16 protein-coding genes are annotated in these 21334 nt (G+C 41.7%); 12 read left to right on the top strand and 4 right to left on the bottom strand.

Annotated features, from left to right (window positions below; translation table 11 throughout):
• From LU351_RS15940 to LU351_RS15960, 5 genes are all read left to right on the top strand, one after another.
• Positions 1-251, top strand: a 251-nt coding sequence (locus LU351_RS15940) for a transposase (RefSeq protein WP_232592179.1), incomplete at its 5' end; no start/stop codon positions are given.
• 172 nt (positions 252-423) lie between these two features.
• Positions 424-717 carry an STAS domain-containing protein gene (locus LU351_RS15945; protein WP_232595085.1) on the top strand — a complete coding sequence of 98 codons (294 nt, stop codon included), beginning with the start codon at positions 424-426 and terminating at the stop codon, positions 715-717.
• 122 nt (positions 718-839) lie between these two features.
• Positions 840-2519, top strand: a complete 1680-nt coding sequence (locus LU351_RS15950) for an ATP-binding SpoIIE family protein phosphatase (RefSeq protein ID WP_232595086.1) — start codon at positions 840-842, stop codon at positions 2517-2519.
• An 84-nt stretch (positions 2520-2603) separates the two neighbouring features.
• Entirely contained in the window at positions 2604-3035 is a 432-nt protein-coding gene (locus LU351_RS15955; RefSeq protein WP_232595087.1) for a DUF3574 domain-containing protein, read from the top strand.
• A gap of 128 nt (positions 3036-3163) precedes the next feature.
• Positions 3164-4735, top strand: coding sequence for an alkaline phosphatase D family protein (locus LU351_RS15960; RefSeq protein WP_232595088.1), 1572 nt, complete (start codon positions 3164-3166; stop codon positions 4733-4735).
• A gap of 104 nt (positions 4736-4839) precedes the next feature.
• Here the strand turns inward: LU351_RS15960 and LU351_RS15965 are convergent, their stop codons facing one another.
• On the bottom strand, positions 4840-5874 hold the full coding sequence (locus LU351_RS15965) for an alpha/beta hydrolase family protein (protein WP_232595089.1): 1035 nt from the start codon (positions 5872-5874) through the stop codon (positions 4840-4842).
• 236 nt (positions 5875-6110) lie between these two features.
• Between LU351_RS15965 and LU351_RS20970 the strand changes: the two genes are divergently transcribed.
• The 3 genes from LU351_RS20970 to LU351_RS15980 all read left to right on the top strand — a co-directional run bounded on the left by LU351_RS20970 (position 6111) and on the right by LU351_RS15980 (position 8643).
• The gene (locus LU351_RS20970) at positions 6111-7172 is read left to right on the top strand and encodes a sensor histidine kinase (RefSeq protein WP_232595090.1); all 1062 of its coding nucleotides are present in this window, start codon (positions 6111-6113) and stop codon (positions 7170-7172) included.
• Entirely contained in the window at positions 7169-7792 is a 624-nt protein-coding gene (locus LU351_RS15975; protein ID WP_232595091.1) for a response regulator, read from the top strand. The genes LU351_RS20970 and LU351_RS15975 overlap by 4 nt, the downstream gene beginning before the upstream one ends.
• Positions 7793-8355: 563 nt before the next feature.
• Entirely contained in the window at positions 8356-8643 is a 288-nt protein-coding gene (locus LU351_RS15980; RefSeq protein WP_232595092.1) for a hypothetical protein, read from the top strand.
• A 317-nt stretch (positions 8644-8960) separates the two neighbouring features.
• Here LU351_RS15980 and LU351_RS15985 read toward each other — a convergent pair whose 3' ends face one another.
• Positions 8961-9959: an adenosine kinase gene (locus tag LU351_RS15985; protein ID WP_232595093.1), complete on the bottom strand. Its 999-nt coding sequence runs from the start codon at positions 9957-9959 to the stop codon at positions 8961-8963.
• 475 nt (positions 9960-10434) lie between these two features.
• Between LU351_RS15985 and mrcB the strand changes: the two genes are divergently transcribed.
• From mrcB to LU351_RS16005, 4 genes are all read left to right on the top strand, one after another.
• Entirely contained in the window at positions 10435-12714 is a 2280-nt protein-coding gene (gene mrcB / locus LU351_RS15990) for a penicillin-binding protein 1B (RefSeq protein WP_232595094.1), read from the top strand.
• Between the two features lie 149 nt (positions 12715-12863).
• Positions 12864-13388, top strand: coding sequence for a tetratricopeptide repeat protein (locus LU351_RS15995; RefSeq protein ID WP_232595095.1), 525 nt, complete (start codon positions 12864-12866; stop codon positions 13386-13388).
• 325 nt (positions 13389-13713) lie between these two features.
• Positions 13714-16038, top strand: coding sequence for a DUF1631 family protein (locus LU351_RS16000; RefSeq protein WP_232595096.1), 2325 nt, complete (start codon positions 13714-13716; stop codon positions 16036-16038).
• Between the two features lie 11 nt (positions 16039-16049).
• Positions 16050-16439: a PilZ domain-containing protein gene (locus LU351_RS16005; protein WP_232595097.1), complete on the top strand. Its 390-nt coding sequence runs from the start codon at positions 16050-16052 to the stop codon at positions 16437-16439.
• Positions 16440-16523: 84 nt separating this feature from the next.
• On the opposite strand, the gene LU351_RS16010 is transcribed toward LU351_RS16005, so the two are convergent.
• Together LU351_RS16010 and LU351_RS16015 are read right to left on the bottom strand one after the other, a co-directional pair.
• Entirely contained in the window at positions 16524-18722 is a 2199-nt protein-coding gene (locus tag LU351_RS16010) for a cache domain-containing protein (protein WP_232595098.1), read from the bottom strand.
• Positions 18723-18834: 112 nt separating this feature from the next.
• Entirely contained in the window at positions 18835-21153 is a 2319-nt protein-coding gene (locus LU351_RS16015; RefSeq protein ID WP_232595099.1) for a methyl-accepting chemotaxis protein, read from the bottom strand.
• Between the last annotated feature and the right edge of the window lie 181 nt (positions 21154-21334).

The following is a 21334-nucleotide window of genomic DNA, read 5'->3' on the forward strand; positions in this document are numbered from 1 at the left end:
ATGTTCATAAGAAAGGGAAACGCAACAAGCCACTGACTTCCAGAGAGCAAAAATCCAACACCAAAAAGTCGAAAGTTAGAGCGCGTGTAGAACATGTATTTGGTTCTATGACCAATGAACAAGGCGGCCTCTATTTTCGAGTTATTGGAATAGAGAGAAATGCGGTGAAGATTGGCATGATGAATATCACGTATAACATGAGACGATTTGTCACGCTATGCGGCCAACGTGCGTCTGGAATATACAAATAGGGAGAAAAAATCATCAAAAGAACGAATTTTTATCCAATATTTTTGTAAATAAATGCGTAATGATAATTATTTTCGGTAAATGTTCCGGTAGAAAAAATTAGAAAATTATCGCGCTAAAAAAACGAATTTATAGAGGTTCCCTTCAATAACTTGCCTAGTTGCTGGGGTGTCTATGTCACTATCTGTTCGGTCGGAAGATAAACGAGTGATGATCGTGCTTGATCGAATTTTTGATTTTTCTGAGGCGAAAACATTTCGTGATGCCTATGTGAAAAATGTGGCTAATGAATATGTTGTTGATTTTCGTAATACCGAATACATAGAAAGTTCTGGGCTTGGTATATTGCTGAATATGTATCGTTATTTTGAAGGAGAGAAGTTGTCATTGATGCTCGTGAATTGTCGACCACAGATAAAGCGAGTTCTTTTAATTTCTCGTTTCGAAAGTAAATTTAAAATATCTTAAAGGAGCTTTAAGTTTTTAAGTCTTCTTGCTGGGGCTTCTGGATCTAGTTGTGATGGTGAGTGTGTTTTTGGGTGTGAAAGATTTCGAAAGCAAAGAAAATAATCGGAGGCCTATTCTGTTTAATGTCTATTTATTTTGTTGGTATGAGTGAAGAGGTTTTAGAGTGCCTCTTTTCTAGTTTGAAATCAAAGGGTTTTTTTTGTCAATATCATGATAAACCCGCCGAATTTGTAAAGTCTCTTTCCTCACTTCTGTCTTCCCCTTGTGTTGTTGTGATTCACGCTGATGATCTAGAGCTTGCACTGGTTTGGTCGAAAGAAATTAAGCGATATTTTTCTCCATTGAAGGTGGCAGTTGTTTTGTTGGTGTCATCGGTGGATTCTTTGTCGATGGATTTTCTGTCAATGGAGCAATGTTTTCTGCTTGTGGATGATATTTTTGAATATCCTCTAAATGTTGAAGTGGTATCCGCAAAGCTGCAAGGTATAAGATCCAGAGTTTTAGAGAGTAATGCTTTAGTCGATCAGCTTAAAGAACTGCAATATCGCCATGATCAAGCGGATATAGAAAGAACAATCGTAGAGAATATATTTGATAATTATTTTGATAACCATATTTGTCGAACCGATAATGTTCGATTTTATTTGTCGCCTAAATCTGTATTTCATGGTGATGTTTTTCTGAGTGCTTATGGGCCTTATGGGAGTTTGTATCTTCTGGTGGGAGATGTGACTGGCCATGGTTTACCTGCTGCAGTGGGCGCTATTCCAATGTATTCTGCTTTTAAATGTATGGCGAATAAAGGCATGGCAGTAGGCTTGATTGCTCAGGAATTAAATGAATTATTGAGAAGGCTCCTGCCTGATCACATGATGTTAGCATCCACTTTGTTGGAAGTCAGTTCAGATGGTACCTGTATTACCTTATGGATGGGAGGTATGCCATCGGCCATTCTTGCAGATAAGCATGGAAAAATAAAACAGTTATTTGAGTCGAATCATTGTGCTTTATCAGTATTGTCGAAAGAAAAGTTTGATCATAGTGTTTATGTTTGTGATGTTGAAAACGATGATAGACTTTATTTGTTTACAGATGGTATTGAAGAAAGTCGAAATCAAGACTCTGAGATGTTTGGAGAGGATCGTTTGCATAATTTATTTGATGGCCTTTCTAGTAATATGTTTGAACGTATTTTAAATACGCTTTATGATTTTTCGGGTGAAGATGACCAAAGTGATGATATCACTTTGGTGGAGGTTATTTGCCACCCAACATCTGAAAATTTTATTCAAGATGGTCAGCCCCTTCATTATGAACATGCCATAGAATGGTCTTTGGATGTCACGCTTAAACCTGAAGATTATCGTAAAAGTAACCCGGTAGCGCAAATTATATTACTGCTACAAAATGCAGTTGGAGTGAATGTGCACCAGGACTTTATTTCGACTATTCTATCGGAACTTTATTCTAATGCTCTGGAGCACGGATTATTGTGTTTGAGCTCCTCGATTAAGAGTGGTGATGATGGTTTCTTGAGATACTATCAATTGCGACAAGAACGTCTGGAGCAATTAAAAGAGGGGGAGATACATATTTCTGTAGTATTTTATCGTGATGAGGGCGAGTTTTACGTGCGGTTTCGCGTAAGTGATAGCGGAAATGGTTTTTCTATAGACGAGCTACCCAAATCGGATGACTTGACCGCCAGTGGCAGAGGTATACTTATTGTGAGAGAGTTATGTGAGTCTCTACAATACTTTGATGGGGGTTCTACCGTAGAGGCCGTATATAAAACTTCATAAAATATATAAGGCTTCATAAAATATACAGGGCCTCATAATTTGATACATAGGGTTGGTATGAAAGGCAGAGTTAGGGGTAAGAGAATGAACATTAAATTAAACATGAGAAAAATAGGTTTCACTGTAGTATGGGTACTGTGCTGTAGTATTTTTACACCTTTGTCGTGCTATGCAAAAGACATTTGGAGTGTAAAATTATACTTTGGTCTTTCTATCCCGAAAGGAAATGGTGTTTCGTTAAAACAATGGGAAAGCTTTCAATCGGATGTCATTGCAAAGAATTTCAAAGGTTTTAATGTGGTTGATTCTTTGGGTTTTTATGAAGGTGAAAAAGAGCGATCAAAGGTAGTGACGATGCTTGTGATGTCTGTTTCAGACATTGAAAAGGCAAAAAAAGTGGCAGCAAATTATGCCACTGTATTTGGGCAAGAGTCGGTAATGATGACGGTGAATAAAATTGATGACTTGACCTTTGTTGGTTCGTCGACTATTGAATCATCGAGTGTAGAGAAGTAGAGTGACAAAGATAAGCAGTATTGCAGAAAATGATAAGAAGTTAATAAGAAGGTAGTTGATTAATCTAGCAGAATTAATTATTCGTGCCTATTTTAAGTATAAAGGCAAAGAGAGGATAAGGGGGAGGGATGAGAGGTTCGTCTCGAAGGCAGTTTGTAAAGTCGGGTATTGGCAGTGTGATAGGCGCATCGACGATGGCTCCAGCCTTGGTCAGAGGCAGTAGCCGCCCTCAAGTGAGCCATGGCGTTCAGTCTGGAGAGGTGGATGCTTCATCGGCTGTATTATGGGCGCGGGCAGATCGATTGGCGGTAATGCAAGTTGACATTTCCCGAGACCTCGATTTTAGTCGTTTTGAGCGTTTGCCAAAAGTTATTGCGCTGCCTGATTATGATTATGTCGCGAAGCAAAAAGTTCAACATTTGTTATCGGATACAGAGTACTTTTACCGCGTTTCCTTTATTGATATCGATAATTCTAAAATTCAATCCAAACCCGTGTTTGGAAGGTTTAAAACTGCCCCTCAGACTCATACAACCGTTCGTTTTGGGTGGGGTGGTGATACGGTTGGCCAAGGATGGGGGATAGATTTGTCTCGGGGAGGCATGTTGATGTATCAAACATTGTCACAGCAAGGGTTCGATTTCTTTATCCATTCTGGTGATACCATTTACGCCGATGGCCCTTTAAAAGAAAGTGTTACTTTGCCCGATGGTTCTCTATGGAAAAACCTCATTACAGAAGAAAAACTAAAAGTAGCAGAGAGTCAGTCTGAATTTTTTGGTCAATGGAAATACAATTTATTGGATCGTCATGTACGGAATTTTAACGCCAATGTACCGGTGTATTATCAGTGGGATGACCACGAAGTTGTCAATAATTGGTCGCCAGGAAAAGATCTATCGAGTGATGATCGATATACAGAAAAATCAGTAGCGACCTTGGCAGCACGAGCTGCCAACGCCTTTCAAGTTATGACCCCAATTGGTTATAACGTTTCTGAGCCGGGAAGAATTTATCGCAGTGTGTCTTATGGGCCTTCATTGGAAATTTTCTTTTTGGATTTACGGCGGTATCGTTCTGCCAATAATGAAGGGGTAGAAGCAACGCAGAATGAATCAAGTATTTTACTCGGACGGCGTCAAATAGAATGGTTTAAGTCTGCATTAAAGCAATCTTCCAGTACTTGGAAAATAATTGCTTCAGATATGCCTCTAGGCTTGATCATTTGGGATAATTGGAAATCGCAGTCAGGCGTGGAGGCTATCGCTAACGGCAAGCATTCAGAACCATTGGGTCGAGAATTGGAAATTGCTGAGTTATTAGAGTTTATGGCAACAGAGGATATCCGTAACACTGTTTGGTTAACAGCAGATGTGCATTATGCTGCTGCTCATTATTACAATCCAAATTCTGCAGTTTTTAAGCGTTTTTTACCTTTTTGGGAATTTGTTGCAGGGCCTCTCCATGCCGGCACATTTGCTCCTAATGCTATCGATAAAACCTTTGGGCCAGAGGTGAAATTTACCTCCGCTGCAGACCCTTCTCGTGTGAATTTATCTCCTGAGGAGGGAAAGCAATTTTTTGGTTTGGTTGAAGTGGATGGCGATTCGCAAGTGATGACGATTCAGCTCAAAAATCGGAATAATGATGTTTTGTATACCCAAGCATTAACTCCTGACTTTCCGTCTTCCCCCTCCTAATATCCTTCTATTTACCTATTACTGTTCCATTGGTAGGCGGGAGAGTAATAGGTAGCGACGTCTTACTATTGTCGAGGATACAGAAATGAAGCCTCATTCATTTTTCAGGGGTGAAGACTTTTAGGATTAGAGTAAATAAAGGAAAAAATATGCGGGTAAAGACGCTCTTGTACTTTTCTACGATCAACCCCCGGCTTATCCTTGCATAATGAAAGACCTTGCGCTTTAAATGTGTGGTCACATGTATCTAGGAAAACAAAATGCCCTTCATCGCCTTCCAGAGTGACCAATTTAGCTGTTGTGATATGTCGACTGTAAAAGCCTGCATGATGATCAAAAGGTAAGAAATCACTATTGCGTGCGCCAATAATCAGCACAGGCGTCTTAATGTTAGACAAACTCTCTTTTGTAGCGATATGACCCGCTGCGGGTTCCAATGCTACCGCACGTGCTATACGAGCATCTATATGCGAAGCATAGGCTTCTTCAGCAGGCTTGGTGGGTGCGCTATTCTTAGGCAGGTAAGAACACCCCAAATCCCCTTTCGCCTTAGCTGAATCACAGTAATTAAGCATAAGCAGCGGATTTTGTCTCCCTCCCGCCAGAGCGATTACCGTTGCGCCTCCAGAAGAAAAACCAATGGCAGTCGTGTTGGACCAATCGATATTTCGCTTAAACACTTTACCCGCACTCATTTTGTTTTTTTCTAAAAGATCCAGAGTGGCCGATACTTCTTTTGGCCTACGCCACATCTCCAATACACGACGTGCATCCACCTTGTCTTGCCCATAAGCCCAGGACTCGCCATAGTGATTAACCCCGACAGTCACAAAACCTTGTGAAGCCATAGCATAGCCTAACCAATTTAACTCGCGTGTCGATCCCATAGCACCATGAGTAAGAACAATCCCCTGATCAAAGCGTGCCTGCTTTGCAATACACAATTGTGCGCCAACACATTTGCGCTCCGTATTGTATGGATACCAGAATATTAGCTTTAGAGGCTCTTGAGTCTGAGGGTTAATAAAGTCAATTTCTTCACTTTTCACTGAAAAGCTTTTCGTGCCAGTGCTTGCACTAACAAAACTGACGGACAATAACACACTGAAGAAAACAAGAAGATTGAGGATATGTTTCATAATCGGTTCTCCATGACGTTGATGTATAGCGCTACTATAAATGACGTCAGTGAGACAGACAGGTGCCATTAGTCATCCATTTTGACTTGATAAGAAAATGACTTTTGGCACTATGGCAAACGGTTAACATTAGCTACACTTCTACCTTTGCGCTGTTCAGGGTATACAAAATGAGTACGCAGACTAATCACATAATTACGATAAGTGGCCTCGTAGCGTGCTTGTTTGCGTTTGCTGTGGACGTTAGCTTTAGCCATGCACTCATACCGTCTCTTATCGGCCTTTACAGTTACAATATTCTCGCTTTTTTAGTCGCCGTTTACTTTACAGATACAAATCAAGCCATCGCAAAAGGCGTTATTTATACGGCTGTTGCAGCTTCTTTGTTGCTGGCTGCACAAAGCTATACTGTAGTATCTCCTATTTTATTAGTTATATGGGTAACATTTTACCCTATGCTATGGCGACCCCAACAGGCATGGATGTTATTGGTGATAACAAATATCATATTTGTTGTTGTGATAATTATGGCAAAACCATTTACTCCGTTATTAATCAATACGTTTTCATTTATTGCTTTTCAATTTTTTGCGATGACAAGTACTCAAACACGCTTGCATGCACAATCACAAAAAGCCGCTTTAGAAAAAGCTCACATAGAATTACTAATGATGCAAAATATGCTAAGTGAAAAAACAAAAAGCTCAGAAAGACTGAGAATATCACGAGACTTACACGACAGCATTGGTCAAAAGCTAACAGCCATTAGTCTAAACTTAGAATATGCTAAACATAAACCTCCAGAGAGCCTATTAAACTTTATTAACGGTCTAAAGGAAGACGTCAATGATGCTTTAAAGGATGTAAGGCGAGTGGTGAGCGAATTTCGTACAAAAGAAAGTATTGATATCACTACCTATATACAAAAACTCGCGGAAAAAATCGAAGTATTAAAATTTGAGGCGAAAGACAATATTGTATTGAACAACCCAGCGCTGACGGAACAAGTGATTTTTTGCCTACAAGAAGGGATTAGTAACGCGCTAAGACACGGAAAAGCGGATACAATTATGCTATCGGCTTGCGAAAAAGACAAAAATTATTTCCACATCAATTTAGCCGACAATGGGCAATTTAAACTTAACACCTCTACGGATGAAATAGGTGGCAATGGCCTAATCGGCATGAAAGAAAGGCTAAAACCTTACGATGGTAAAGTAGCGCTACTCGCCAATACAACAGGCGGCGCAATACTTCAGCTTACTCTGAATACTCGTTATCAAAAGGCATGCATATGATCAACATAGCAATTATCGATGATCAACCTATTGTTCGTCAGGGCATTGTTGAATTGATTCATATTAACGATAATTTTAATGTAGTGTTACAGGCAAGCAATGGCGAAGAAGGCTTAAATAAGATTGCAGATCAGGCTATCGATATCATCATTACAGATATCCAAATGCCAGTGCTGAATGGCATTGCTTTTCTGACACAATTACGCGCATCAGGAAACAACACACCAGTACTCGTTTTAACGACTTTCGATGATAACGAACTTTTAGTAGAAGCGATTAAAGCTGGATGCAACGGTTTTTTGCTCAAAGATATCACCCTAGAAAAGCTAAACAACGCAATACAAGCTGTAGCCTCGGGCAGTTATCTTATTGAGCCTCAAACATCTCCATCTGTAGAAGATGTTAATAAACAGTCTATTACACTTACCGAGAGTATTACTGATACGGAAAAGCAAATATTGCGCTTAGCCGCCGCAGGGTTTAACAATAAGGAAATTGCTTCCTGTATACATTTGGCAGACGGCACTATAAAAAACTATGTAAGTAAAATTTTGGAAAAAACACATAGTCGTGATCGAACACAGGCGGTGGTTAAGGCAATTCAATGGGGTATTATTTAATAGTTAAAGTAAGGAATCTTTAAATAAACCTGAGATTAAATATGCCGACTTAAATTCTTTCAGTAGGTAAGTGTTTTTGTCTATTTATGCCAATTTCATGACGGAGCTTAAGTTTATCAATTTCTTCGCAACCATTTGAACCAAAAAATTATAGCGGCGTCTGATAAGCTGGCGATTTTATTCCATAATTTTTCGAAATTATTGAGTTCGAGATGTGCCAATTGAAATGAGTTTTTTGTCGATGTTGTTAATGGTGGCTCGTCATTTTTTGGGGCGTTCAAGCTGCCATTCCCCTATTGCTATTCAGTCGACAGACTGGGTGGCAGTGGGTATCAATATTATTGTTATTAGGCTCTCATATTCCAAATTGAATTTTGATATTCAGTTTCCGTACAGCGATTCCCCTACTGAATGTTTTACAAAGGTGCCATACAGTGGCGTTTGAATCGTTATTGGTAAAGGTAGTATATGTGATGAGAGAGAGAAATGCGTTGAATCAGCACTTTGCTTTATGTTTTCGGTCGTTATATCGCATTCCTAAAGTTTTAATAGGGGGTGGGGTTTTGATCAGTGCGCTAAATGTAAATGCCTTAGAATCTCTAGAAGGAAAAGTGACATTGTTAGAGCCAACTCAGTTACCTAAGGCGCTGAATTTCCAGTTGGATGTTGGAAACGCTCGCTGCCCAGAAAAGACATGGCTTAAGTGGTCTAATGAGAATGCGGAAAACAATATGGCCATTTACAATACCATGCTTGCCGCGTTTGTAACGGGAAGTACGGTGAGAGTGTATTTGAGTGATGGCTCAGAATGTAAAGGGCAGTATTTGCATATTATTCGTGACAAAAAATAGTGCCATGTGTGGCACATTATGAATAAAAATTGAATGAAAGCTGAGTGTATTTGAAAATTTAATCTATCGGTGAATCAGTTGATGCTCAACCTACCATGAAAGCCTATAAGGTGCGAATGCCCAATGAATTTTCTAACGCAGGAAAAAGAATTTTGATACACAAGATTCCTGGGCAATTCGTTCTCAATGCACAAAATAGGTACGGTGGTACGACGAATGGGCGATGAATAGGTGTGTAGATTGATTTGGCAGAATTTTAGAGTGAATTAATCAGTACAGCGGCTTAAGCCGCTGTTTGTGTTTCGGGTTGTCAATAATTACCCCAACACTTGTTTCTTTAATTCGCTGTGCATGGGTGCAGGTAATCTCGGGCCGAAATGCGCCACGACGGTAGATGCAGATAAACACGCTAGTTTGCCTGCTTGTTCATAGCTGTATCCGTGTGTAAGCGCGTATAAAAAGGCACCAGCAAACATATCCCCGGCACCGTTAGAGTCAATAGCCGTTACAGAGTGCGCCGGTAATTGAATGCGATTTTCTCCATCAAAAATGGTAGCGCCTTTACTGCCTTGAGTGATGGCGAAGGCTTTAGCGTATTGTTTTAATGCGTCAATGGCATCATCTAATGATTCGGTTTGGGTAAACTCCATTGCTTCTGATTCATTACAGAAGAGAAGGTCTACACCCGTGCCGATCATTTCACGTAGGGCATCGCCAAAGAATTTCACCATGGCGGGGTCTGAGAGGGTGATGGCGGTTTTGACACCGGCCTTTTCCGCTTCTTCTTTTAACGTAATCGCCGCTTTTTTACCTGGTTCTGATGAGCACAGATAACCCTCCAAATAGACGTACTGTGATTGAGCTACCGCAGGAACATGGAGTTGATCAATGCCCACCGTTTCGCTGATGCCTAAGAAGGTATTCATCGTACGTTCGGCGTCTGGGGTAATCATGACCAAACACTTTCCCGTAATGCCCTCATGTTCCCCAAATTGAGGTAAATAACCTACGCTTGCACTATCAAGATCGTTTAAGAAAAACGCACCATTTTCATCTTTGGCCACTTTACAGCTGTAAAATGTTTTGGCGCCGAAATGCGCTGCTGCCGTAATGGTATTACACGCAGAGCCACCGCTGGCGCGCTTGGAGGCTACAAGGTGGTCAGAAAGTAACTGCACTAATTCGTGTTGTCGTGCTTCATCAACTAGGGTCATTAAACCTTTGTCAACGGAGAATTGGGTTAAGTCTGCATCGGTTACTTCAATTTCTGTATCCACCAAGGCATTACCAATGCCATAGATATGGTAAGTAGACATACGGTTTCCTAAATGAGTCTTTTAGTTGATGGTCGGTTAATTTGTGAATAGTTTGATTTATACACAGATTGGTTTGTGAATAGGTGACGCAAGACGCTTGGGACATGAGCCACGCTTGCGCTGCATTATGAAGGTAATCTCCGCTGGAGTGAAATGGAACAAACGGGATTTACTTGACTCCATAAGCGGAAGATCATCGTTACCACTATGAGCATCGTTATCACTATTAGCATCGGTACGATTAACCGCTACTACTAACACTATCGTCACTACTAACACTATCGTCACTACTAATCGTCACTATTAATCGGTGGTAGGATGAGGAAGTTTTTCAATTATAGAGACAGTTGATACGCAGTCTATGACCGATAATCGCACTTCAAAAAAAACAAAATCTCCGAAAAGATCATCTCAGTCCCGCCAGTCTACTCGACGCAAGCGTGGGTCTAAAAAGACGAAACATTATGGAAAGGCTTTGGCCTGGCGGGCCCTTTTCTGGGGTAGTGGCGTATTGCTCCTTGTTAGCGCCGTATTTTTTTTGGTGCTCGATCATGTGGTAAGGGAAAAGTTTGATGGTAAGAAATGGCAGCTGGCCGCAAGGGTGTATGCGCGGCCATTAGAGTTATACACCGGTGCTTTGGTGAGCGTAGAAAGTTTACGGGCCGAGCTGAATGCACTGACTTATCGCGCAGTTAATAATGTCCGAAAACCTGGGCACATGTCCATCCGTCGAAACGAAGTAGAACTGTTTACGCGTGCTCATACGGTCGCGGGTGAGCAGGTGCAAGGGCATCATGTGCGTATCCGATTCAGTGGTCAGCAAATTACCGATCTTAGAACCGTATCGAACGGCGGCTTTTTGGGGAATGGGGTAGAAGAGATTGATTTATTGTCTCTAGAGCCACAAGAGATTGGGGCAATTTATCCGTCCAGTGGGGAAGATCGAATTCTGGTTAAATTGGAAGATGTTCCTTCTCTTTTGGGGGAAACTCTGATTGCGGTGGAAGATCGAAATTTTGCCCACCATTTTGGTTTGTCGCCTAAATCCATTGCCCGGGCTTTTTTCGCCAACGTTAAAGCCGGCGAAGTGGTTCAGGGGGGCAGTACGCTCACTCAGCAATTAGTGAAAAATTTCTATTTATCCAATGAGCGACATATCTGGCGTAAAGTTGTTGAAGCGTTTATGACCCTGTCGCTGGAGATGCACTACTCCAAAGCGGATATTCTTGAGACCTATATTAACGAAGTCTACCTTGGCCAGAGCGGTTCTCGGGCCATTCATGGTTTTGCATTAGCGTCTCAGTATTATTTTCGTAAACCATTGCAAGCCCTTGGGGAAGAGGAAATAGCCTTATTGGTTGGTTTAGTAAAAGGCGCTTCTTATTACAACCCATGGCGTAACCCAGAGCGTGCGAAAAAACGTCGTAATGTGGTGTTGGGCGTGATGGCCGAAACCGGCTTGATTTCGCAAGCGGGTCTTGAGCAACTAAAGTCTGAACCGCTGGGCGTTGTGGATAAAGCGGAAAGTCATCATGCCTACCCCGCTTTTATGGATGTGGTGAAAGCGCAATTACGTCGAGATTATCAAGACGACGATCTACAGTCTGAAGGTTTGCAAATTTACACCACCTTAGCGCCTAGTGTGCAGTGGAATGCAGAAAAGAGTTTGTCGAGTCGCTTAGAGAGCTTGGAGAGTGGTTACAAAATTCCTTCAGAGTCTTTACAGGCAGCTGCCATTATTACTGCCGTGGGCAGTGGAGAAATCTTGGCGGTAGTGGGTGATCGCAATACCCGTTTTGAAGGGTTTAATCGTGCACTCAATAGTCAACGTCCTATTGGTTCTTTGGTAAAGCCTGCCGTTTATCTTGCCGCATTGGAAAGCGAGGACTATACCTTGGCCAGTTTAATCAGTGATGGGCCTATTGAGGTGGAGAGCAAAAACGGTGACATTTGGGCTCCGCAGAATTTCACTCGAATCGATCATGGCGATGTGCCCCTCTATAAAGCATTGAGCTATTCCTATAACCAAGCTACGGCCCGTTTGGGTATGGATGTTGGCATGCGGCAAGTGGTTGGTGTGTTAGACAGGTTGGGGTTGGACCGACACGTTGCGCCATTACCTTCGGTTGCTTTGGGTGCCGTGAGTTTATCGCCTTTAGAGGTGAGCACGCTTTATCACACGCTGGCTAACGACGGGGTTTATACCCCTTTAAGAGCCATTCGCAGTGTCCACCGTGCAGGAGGGGAGAGATTAAAGCGTTACCCCTTGGCGTCGCAAGTGAGGTTTCATGATACTGACGTAGCGTTAATTGATTATGCCTTGCAAACAACCGCTCATCAGGGGACGGCAAAAAGCATTTATCAGGTGTTGCCCAAGAACTTTGCCGTTGCCGGTAAAACGGGGACGACGAATGAGCATCGTGACAGTTGGTTTGCAGGCTATACCGGCAATCATTTAGGGGTGGTGTGGGTTGGAAAAGACGATAATGGCAAGACGCCTTTAACAGGAGCGACTGGCGCATTAAGGATCTGGCGCGATATTTTTAGCCGTCTACCTACCGCGCCGATTGACAATCACCATCGTGATATTGAGTTTCATTGGGTAGATGCTTCTACGGGGGCGGCCAGTGCCGAGCATTGCCGAGGTGCGGTTATGTTGCCGTTTAAGCCGGGCAGTGCGCCCACGCAGTCGGCTTCTTGTGACTTCATCAAAAACCCCGTCAAAGTATGGTGGAGAAACCTATGGGGCTCTTGAGGCGTCCTGCCATGAGTAGAAATTGATATCAAATTGGAATATTTACAAGACGAAAGTGCCATTATTGGTTATCTTAAGAGTAGTGGAACATGATTTAGAACATGAGTAGAAGCGCATCCTGCGAGCACGTAAGAGGTGGAAATTTTGTCATGGTTGATTGGAGATGGCTGAAGTGTACTGGTATGGCGGTTTTGGTCGGTTTTTTATCCGCTTGCGCTCACTCACCTTCTGCGCCGGTAGTGAATTCTGTACCTGGTGAAGTGCAAGGCGTTGTTGAATACCCCGCCGAAAGTGATCGTAAGTCTCATGATCGCCAAACTCAGAGTGAATCAAATACTTCGGTACAAGATGCTTACGAACGCCCTACTGCCCCTCCAGTGGAGCAGCCTTCTGTTGCGCCGAGTGTCGCCCCGAAAGGCGCGGTTAAGTCTTTGTATGATCGTGCCCGGCACGCACAATCGGAGTCAAGATGGAGTGATGCTATTGCACTGGCAGAGCGTGGTTTACGGATTAATCGAAAGCAATCAGAGCTGTATTTGATCCTCAGCGAATCTTACCTTGCCCAAGGCAATGAAGATCAAGCTCGTGCTTTTGCAGAACAGGGTATGCGTTACACAGAAAAGCGTTCAGCCGTAGGGACTCGTCTACAATCCATCATTTCTAAAAATGAGTAGCTTTAAACGTCAGCAGTTCTAAAAATTAATAGTTCTAAAAGTGAATAGTTCTAAAAGCCAATATTTCAATAGTTGGTAATTCAAAAAACGGATGAGTTTAGGCTCAATATACCTTTAAGCGGTGCTGGTATTTGAAGCGGCATCGCAGCTTTATTTTAATTTATACGTAAATTCTTTTGTCATTATCGATGAAGGAAGAGCTGGGCTAAACTGATATTGTTCTGTATGTTTTGTGTTCAATGTTGACGCCGTGTTTGGCCAATGAGGTATGACTTTTGACGTAGTTGAATTATTTAAATTCCTGACTTTATGCCAGTAATGACTTATGACTAATACACCAAATTTGTCTTCAACCGAAAATTCTTCTCAGCAACAGGCGGATAAGCGATTGATTGAGCGCTTGAAAGCTTGCCAAAAATTGACATTAGAGCATGCAGAAAGCCGCTTTGGGTTTTTCTTTCGTGCGCTTGATGAGCACTTGATGCAAAAGCAACAAGATGCGGAAACCAATGCTGATGAGAGATACTTTTCAGATACCTTACGCAGCTATCGAAACCACGTTAGTGAATTTCAGCGTTATTTTTTAGGGTATCTCGGAGAAGGGTTTGTTAAGTTCAAACAAGGAACGCTGAACACACAAGGTGTGGTCAGAGAGGATGATCAGAAACTATCCTTGGTTGAGCATCATGAGTTAGAGCAATCGTTGGCTTCTACTTCAGTAGCAACACGCGTCAGTGGTGACAATGTAGAATTATTATGGGCGTTGAACAAACGTTTTTCGGTATTAAATGGTGGCGCCAAAATAAAAGATGCCACTAACCCTATTTCGCCAATTCAATATTGTGAATCGTTACGAAAAGCGTTGCAGGCAACGACTGTAGATGTGAGAGGGAGGCTGCTCGCTTTCAATATTTTTGAAACTGCTTTTCTCAATGACCTTGAAGTTCCTTTGGTGGCGGTCAATGAATACCTCATACAACATGGTATCTTGCCCAATTTATCGGTTCAGTCTTCATCTGAGGATGCTGGTCAGTCGGCTGCGGGTGACAATGCTTCTCCTCAAGACTGGGGGGATGAGGAGAATCACTCAAGCCAACTTGAAGCGGCTCAAGAAGCCGTTGCTGAGGCCATTAGCAGTGCAGAACATCAAGCACAATTGATGAGAGCAATACGAGATATTCAGACGCGTGGCGCGATGAATGTTTCAAACTCTTCTGAGGCAAAGCCCACACCTGTGGCGGAGATGCGACAAGGCTCATCACAAGCGCCACCTGTAGCGGGCAGCGTGGCGCCAGGGCCGATCACCGTTTTTTCGAATCACCAGTTGGTTGGGGCACTGCAATCGATGCAGGCGCAAATTCTAGATATTCGAGAAACCGTTGCAGACCAACTTTCTCCGCTCAATACCGCGCAAGTGACCGAAAAACTGTCGCAGCAATTGGAGAAAGAGGCGAAAAATGGGGCGGTGGACCCCAATGATATGCATACCATTGAATTGGTTGGTATGTTATTTGACTACATGCTTTCGGATGAACACCTGCCCGATAACGTTAAGGCCTTACTCAGTTATTTGCACACCCCTTATTTAAAGATTGCTTTTACTGACCCAGGTTTTTTTGAACAAAGTGAGCACCCTGCTCGTTTGTTGCTCAACAATATGGCCGAAGCGGGGGTACGTTGGGTCAGTAATGATGGCAGTAGCCAGTACGACATTTATGACAAAATAAAAAATACCGTATCGACGATATTAGAAGAGTTTGATGACGACGTTAGGTTATTGGCTGAATTGTTGTTGGATTTTAGTTCGTATACGAAAAAAATTCTCCGTCGACAGGAGTTGATGGAAAAACGTGCCATGGAGAAAGTACAAGGCGAAGAAAAGTTGCGTGAAGTGAAGGTGCGAGTGAACGATGAAGTAAGAAGTCGCACTGATGGTCAAGAGCTGCCTTCTGCCGTATTACTGTTATTGTTGCAGCCTTGGTCTGATTACATGGCCTTTGTCTTACTGCGCTATGGTGATGATTCAGACTCTTGGAATAAAGCGCTATCTGCTGTTGAGGAAGTCATTTGGAGTGTTAAGCCAAAACAATCAGCAGAAGATCGAGCAAAGCAACTTGAATTGCAAGACCCTCTGCTAGATCAACTCGAAGCCGGTATGGAAAACATTGGTTACGACCAAGGTAAATCCAAAAAACTCATCGAGACTCTGTCGTCGTTACAGCGCTCGGCATTGATGAGTAAAAACATGGAAGTGGCTCCGCAACCGATGCGCGATAAATTGGAAACCATGGCTGCCGAAAAAGCTGGGCAGCAAGCGGTAGTTACGGAGCAATTGAGCGATGAAGAAGCTCGTTTAGTTGAAAGCTTAAAAATGATTGAATTTGGTACATGGTTTGAGTTCGAAGGTGGTCGTCGTTTGAAGGTGGCTTGGTATAATTCAAAAACCTTGCATTATATGCTTGTGGATCAAATGGGTAAAAAAGTGGCCATGAAGTCGGGAGTAGAGCTGGCACGTGACATGTTAAATCATCGTGCAAAAGTAATTGCGGGAAGTACCAAACCATTTTTTGAGCGCGCTTTAGAAAATATATTTCATAGCCTCAATCAACATTCAAATGATAAAACTAATTCAGCAGTGGTTGGCGCTTAAGGGGGTTAGTGATGCACCTCGATGAACCGGATGGCAAAATGCATGGGAATCATTTAAGGCACTTTCGTCGGCATGATTTAAAACACACCGTGCATGTTATCGATGCGGTGACCAGTCAGCCGATGGGTCGCATTGCCAATATCAGTTTAGAAGGCTTGATGTTAATCGGGCAACTGGACGCAAAACCCGATCACCTCTACCAATTGACCGTGATTCTACCCGCAGTGATTGCTGGTGAGCGAGAAATTAATATTGGCGCAGATTGTTTGTGGGTAAAACACCTTACGCCAGAAGATCAAAGTATGGTGTGGGCAGGATTTCAAATTATTGACTTTGACCCAAAAGCCAAGATTGTAATAGAAGCATTAATGACTTGCTACGAGCAGGAATCTATAGGATAGCAACAGTTATCCTGGAAAATTATGCGATAGCCGATGTCGTTTATCATAAGCGTTAGAACCTTGTCGGCAGTTTAAGAAAGTTGTCTATATGAAAGTGAGTAAGCTGGTGATAAAAATCAACCCGGTATACCCTGGCCAGAAAAAAATCACAAACCGCTTGTGCAGCTTTTTTTGCTCTTCTGGTGTCTTTGCGGTGACAAAATAGCTGTGGTTTAAATACAGTAAAATGGAAATTAATCCGTATAGGACAAAATAATAATATTCTAGGTAAACAACGCCGTTTAAGTCTAAATCTTCTCGTAGTGAAAAATGTGAAAGTAAAATAATAAATAACAGTGCGCCAACGGAGTTTCTTACTTCATTAACATCGCTTTTGTGAATGGTGGCTACTGAGGCAAACAGTAAAAAAGAGATCACTACAATTGGCAGTAACTGTGTAATGAACGGAGTTAGGAACTGCCTTTGCAAAATTACATCATAATACAGTTCTGGAAAGTCGACTAATCCTTCGTAACTTTTTATGCCAAAGTTTTCATTGTAACTATGGGGGATGAAGTTAAATTGACTAGACATTAAATTCCATCCTGACAGTAAAATATCGTTTGCCACCCCCGGTCGTTTTTGAGGGGAAAGGAGCCCGTAGCCTTCTGTGTCTGGGATTAAAATAATATTTTTGTAGAACTCCTTGTGCCACATGCGTAACCAAAAATGTTGGATGTCAAAAGGGTACTTTGTATAGTCGAAAGGTTGTCTGAGTTCAGACTCGAAATACCATCCAAACGTGACTTGGTCATCTTGTTGTTTTTGTTGATAGACTTTATTGAAATTGACACTGACGGCTTCAGGAAATACCACGCCTGGAACAATTTTTTCGTTGCTTTTTTTATTGTTGTCTGTTGTGTATGTGCTTTCATCCTTTCCTTGCTCATGGATGTCTTTGCGGTTGTATTTTTGCCAGACATACCCTGTGATAAACACATTGCTCGCTGATCGAAACTCTATGGATTGAATGTGTACTCCAGTAGGAACAAATAATAGCGTTTGAAATTTTTTATCGTCAGACGCGGATTGATAGTGTCGAATAAAGGTTTGCAGATCTGTTTTATTGATGATTGCTGTAGCATTGGGTAGGCTGGTGTCGTGATACTGAAACTCGGCCCACCATACGTTAATAGTGGCAACGATAAACGCTGCGCTGTAAATAGTGCTGGTTTGAATGCCTTGTCGAGAGATGAGTGAAAGGATTGAGAGTGAGAACACCAATAATGTTGCAGATAATAACAAAAACGTTTTTTTGGCATTATTGGTATTGTTTTCAGTATGTGGTTGATTTAACGCTATGTTTTCTTCTTCAGAATAAATGCTAACCAATAACCACCCGGTTTCTGGTATCTTTTGGCAGATGGCGTATTTTATTCCATTATCAGGTTGGTTAATTTTAAACAGCGTTTTTGGTAGAGTGGTGGATGCACTGCATTGATCAATCTCTTTGAGATAGGACATTTGTGGTTGTTGGCTCAATTCTTTCAGGGTTGTTCTTCCTGTAACAAATTCTTCAACCGGATGAGCCAATAGCTGTCCTTTTTCTGAAAAAAGCATGGCGTAACCGGTTTTTCCAAGTTGAATCTTTTTAATGGAATTGGTCAGATAGTCCAGTCCGACATCTGTTGGCACAACGCCTATGGGGTTTGTCTTTTTAGTGTAATCTTCTTTATTCCGATAGATAGGGGTGGAGTAAGATACTATTAACGCTTGGCTTTCTTGGTCATAGTAGGGTTCAGTCCAAATGGCGCCTTCTATTAATGGACGTGTATACCAAGTGTAATCAGGATTTTGAGTATAATTTTTGAAAGTGTGCTGTTTATCTACACCATAGAGTCGTTCAAAGTAAGGTGCGTGTAAGGGGCTGATGTGGGGTTGAGATTCGGGTGTATATGCAACTAGCAAAGAAAAAAAGGTTTTATTTTCTTCAAACGTTTTTTTTACGTAGTTTATGGCGTCTTGATAGCTTAAAGAATGTTCACTTATGTGTTGTGCGGAGTCATTCGCTAAATCCTGAAAAATGGAAATTTTTTCAGAAATAGCGTCTTTTACTTGTGAGGTTTGTGTGATTAATAAATCAGAACGGTTTTTTATAATGGCCTGTTTAGTGTAATAGGTGTTGGTTAATAATGAAATAAACGCCAAGGCACTTAATACAGCGCATAATTTTGAAAGAATACGCCAATAGAATTTAGAGGTGATTTTATGGTGGGTGCCACTGGGTTTAATGGTTGCGGTCATGATTAGTTGGTGCAGATTTTATAAAGGGATATTTTAGCCTCCAGATATTCTAGCCTCTATATAAAAAGAATTACAGGGTGTTGGCCTTGTTCGATTCGCCTGAAATGAAGTCTTACAATTTGAACCCTTGGATGAGTTGATGAGATTCTTCCGCGATTTGTGAAAGCTCTTTACTAATGTCTGCAGTATGCTGAGTTCCTCTATTTACTTCAGATGACATTGTTTTGATGACATCAATGTTGCCAACGAGATTTTTCAGTAATTGTCGTTCAGCATTGGTAGACTCAGTAACAGTATCTGCCATGGCAGCTACGCGATCAATGTTTTCAGCCAATTCATCCATGGCTTTAGTCACTAAATCAACCAAATGAATGCCTCCGTCAGCCGATACAGCGGCACGTTCCATACGCTCTACCGATTTATCCGAAGAGGTTGTCATGATATCCACAAGTTTCGAAATTTCGTTTGCACTTTCTTGAGAGCGAGTTGCAAGCGCACGAACTTCATCAGCGACAACAGAAAAGCCTCTGCCGGCATCTCCCGCTCTGGCGGCTTCAATAGCGGCATTTAATGCCAGCAGATTGGTTTGATCAGAAATAGATGTGATGACATTGAGCATGCCGGTAATTTTCTCAACTTCGCTTTTTAACCCACCAATGACTTCACTGGAGTCTGAAATTAAGCTTACGAGCAAATGAATATTGTCTGATGCGGCGTTAGCTCTTTTTCTATTTTCTAGTAAATTCTCATGAGCAACCAAACTTTGCTGGCGAGTATCCTCTGTTGTATTTTTCACCGCATCGACCGACGTATTTAAGTCAGAAAGGGCTTGGATAACACTGTGGATTTGTTCTGATTGTTCTGTTGTCAGTCGTGAACTTTCATCGGTTACGGAGGTTAGTTTCTCAGAGGCAGACGCTGCCGTATACGCTTTTTGTTGGACTTGCTTAATGATGTGATGAATGTGAGTAATAAAATCATTAAACCCGTTGGAAATACGATCTATTTCCGGTATGCCCGATACGGAAACTTTAACTGTTAAGTCTCCTCTGCCTTCTGATAATTCACTAAAGGTATTGCCAAGGTTTCTAAGAGGCTTGATCATGAGTGAAGAAAGATAAAGCACGGAAGCTATGGCAATAATAGCAATGACGCAGGCTACAAGAATAGCATTTTGTGTTAAGTCTTGAGCCAAGTTGTAGGCGGGAGCCAGTGCTTCTGCCTCGTCAATCTCTGCCATCAGGGCGAATTTATGATTGCCAATATTGACAGGAGAATAGGCAGAAAATACGGGAACATCTCTGTAGTCTTTAATGAGCTTGAAGCCTGATTGTCCATTTAATGCTTCTTTAACGGAAGGAGATTCTACAGGTTGAATACCAATGGATGTGTTTTTCCGCTCAATATGCCGGATGATGTCTGGGTATTTTAAACTGATTGCTTTCTTATAATTCTCAAAGTCTTCAACAAAAAAACGACTTTCATTTAGCAGTAAACCCGATGCGTTTACTAGATAGGTTTCTCCTGAAGCCCCAAAACCTCTTTCTAACCACTCTTTGTTGTGAATCAATAAATTGCCAATGTGATCCATGGGCATCTGAAAGATGAGTACAGCAATAATATTTCCGTTAGAATAAATCGGAGTGCTAATAAATCCGGCTAATGCATCATAGGACGGTAAATACGGTTGAATGTCGGAAAAATAAACCATATTTGAATTAGAATTTAGCGCGGCATTAAATGCTTTTCCGATACCTGATGTCGAATAAGGACCATTGCGTAAATTTGTGGCGAAATCTAATTCTTTAAAAACACTGTAAACAATGTAGCCAGTATTGGCATCTGCAATGAATATGTCGTAGTAACCAAATTCTTGTAAGAAAAACCGAAGAGAAGGGTGGTGTTTTTCGTGAAGTGCAGAATAGGCAGTATTGTTGTTTAAGGATATAAGTTTGTCTTTTTCGCCCAAGCCATAGGTTGGGTTGGCAATAAAATCATATTGTAATAATTCACTGATTTCCGAGAGTTTATTGTAGAGTGATGTCAAATTAGGCAATGTTTTGTTATTAGCTTGTGTATATTGCTTTGAAAATTCATCGTGATAATAGCTTGCAAGGGTATCTTTATCTTCTGCGGATAAGGGGAGTCGCTCGAGGGAATAGTTATTGAAAGCGTCAATGAAGTCGGTGGCAATTTCTTTAATGCTTACATTGTTTGCTTTGCTGCGAATTTGCGATTCTATCGTGGAAAGATAGCTTTCTAGGGCGCTTTTGGTTTGAACATTTTGATTGACCAATCGAGCTTTGGCGAGATCGGTAAGTGTTTCAGTGGAAAGTTCACGAGCAGATTGTATTGTAGTGAGCATCAGCACAGTAATGGTAAAAATCAGTAATACAATACTGGAAATTAACAAACGCAACTTCAGTGACATGCTCTTTCCTCTATGAATAGTCATTAAAGGACGTTTCGACACAGCCTTTATGGAATAAATGTAATGATACGAACCAGTATAGTAATGCTGGCAGGTTTTATGTGGTTTTTTATGAGGTAAAAAAGGGCTGTGAGGATAGGCGTAAAATGATCTGATTACATGGGGGAGTTGTTATTATTAG

The organism is Marinibactrum halimedae (genome assembly GCF_021234875.1).
GTDB lineage: Bacteria > Pseudomonadota > Gammaproteobacteria > Pseudomonadales > Cellvibrionaceae > Marinibactrum > Marinibactrum halimedae.

Bases quoted from the DNA above. Each gene is read 5' to 3' on its own strand.
- LU351_RS15945 (WP_232595085.1), top strand. From the start codon at position 424: ATGTCACTATCTGTTCGGTCGGAAGATAAACGAGTGATGATCGTGCTT.
- LU351_RS15950 (WP_232595086.1), top strand. From the start codon at position 840: ATGTCTATTTATTTTGTTGGTATGAGTGAAGAGGTTTTAGAGTGCCTC.
- LU351_RS15955 (WP_232595087.1), top strand. From the start codon at position 2,604: ATGAACATTAAATTAAACATGAGAAAAATAGGTTTCACTGTAGTATGG.
- LU351_RS15960 (WP_232595088.1), top strand. From the start codon at position 3,164: ATGAGAGGTTCGTCTCGAAGGCAGTTTGTAAAGTCGGGTATTGGCAGT.
- LU351_RS15965 (WP_232595089.1), bottom strand. From the start codon at position 5,874: ATGAAACATATCCTCAATCTTCTTGTTTTCTTCAGTGTGTTATTGTCC.
- LU351_RS15975 (WP_232595091.1), top strand. From the start codon at position 7,169: ATGATCAACATAGCAATTATCGATGATCAACCTATTGTTCGTCAGGGC.
- LU351_RS15985 (WP_232595093.1), bottom strand. From the start codon at position 9,959: ATGTCTACTTACCATATCTATGGCATTGGTAATGCCTTGGTGGATACA.
- LU351_RS15995 (WP_232595095.1), top strand. From the start codon at position 12,864: ATGGTTGATTGGAGATGGCTGAAGTGTACTGGTATGGCGGTTTTGGTC.
- LU351_RS16000 (WP_232595096.1), top strand. From the start codon at position 13,714: ATGACTAATACACCAAATTTGTCTTCAACCGAAAATTCTTCTCAGCAA.
- LU351_RS16005 (WP_232595097.1), top strand. From the start codon at position 16,050: ATGCACCTCGATGAACCGGATGGCAAAATGCATGGGAATCATTTAAGG.
- LU351_RS16010 (WP_232595098.1), bottom strand. From the start codon at position 18,722: ATGACCGCAACCATTAAACCCAGTGGCACCCACCATAAAATCACCTCT.
- LU351_RS16015 (WP_232595099.1), bottom strand. From the start codon at position 21,153: ATGTCACTGAAGTTGCGTTTGTTAATTTCCAGTATTGTATTACTGATT.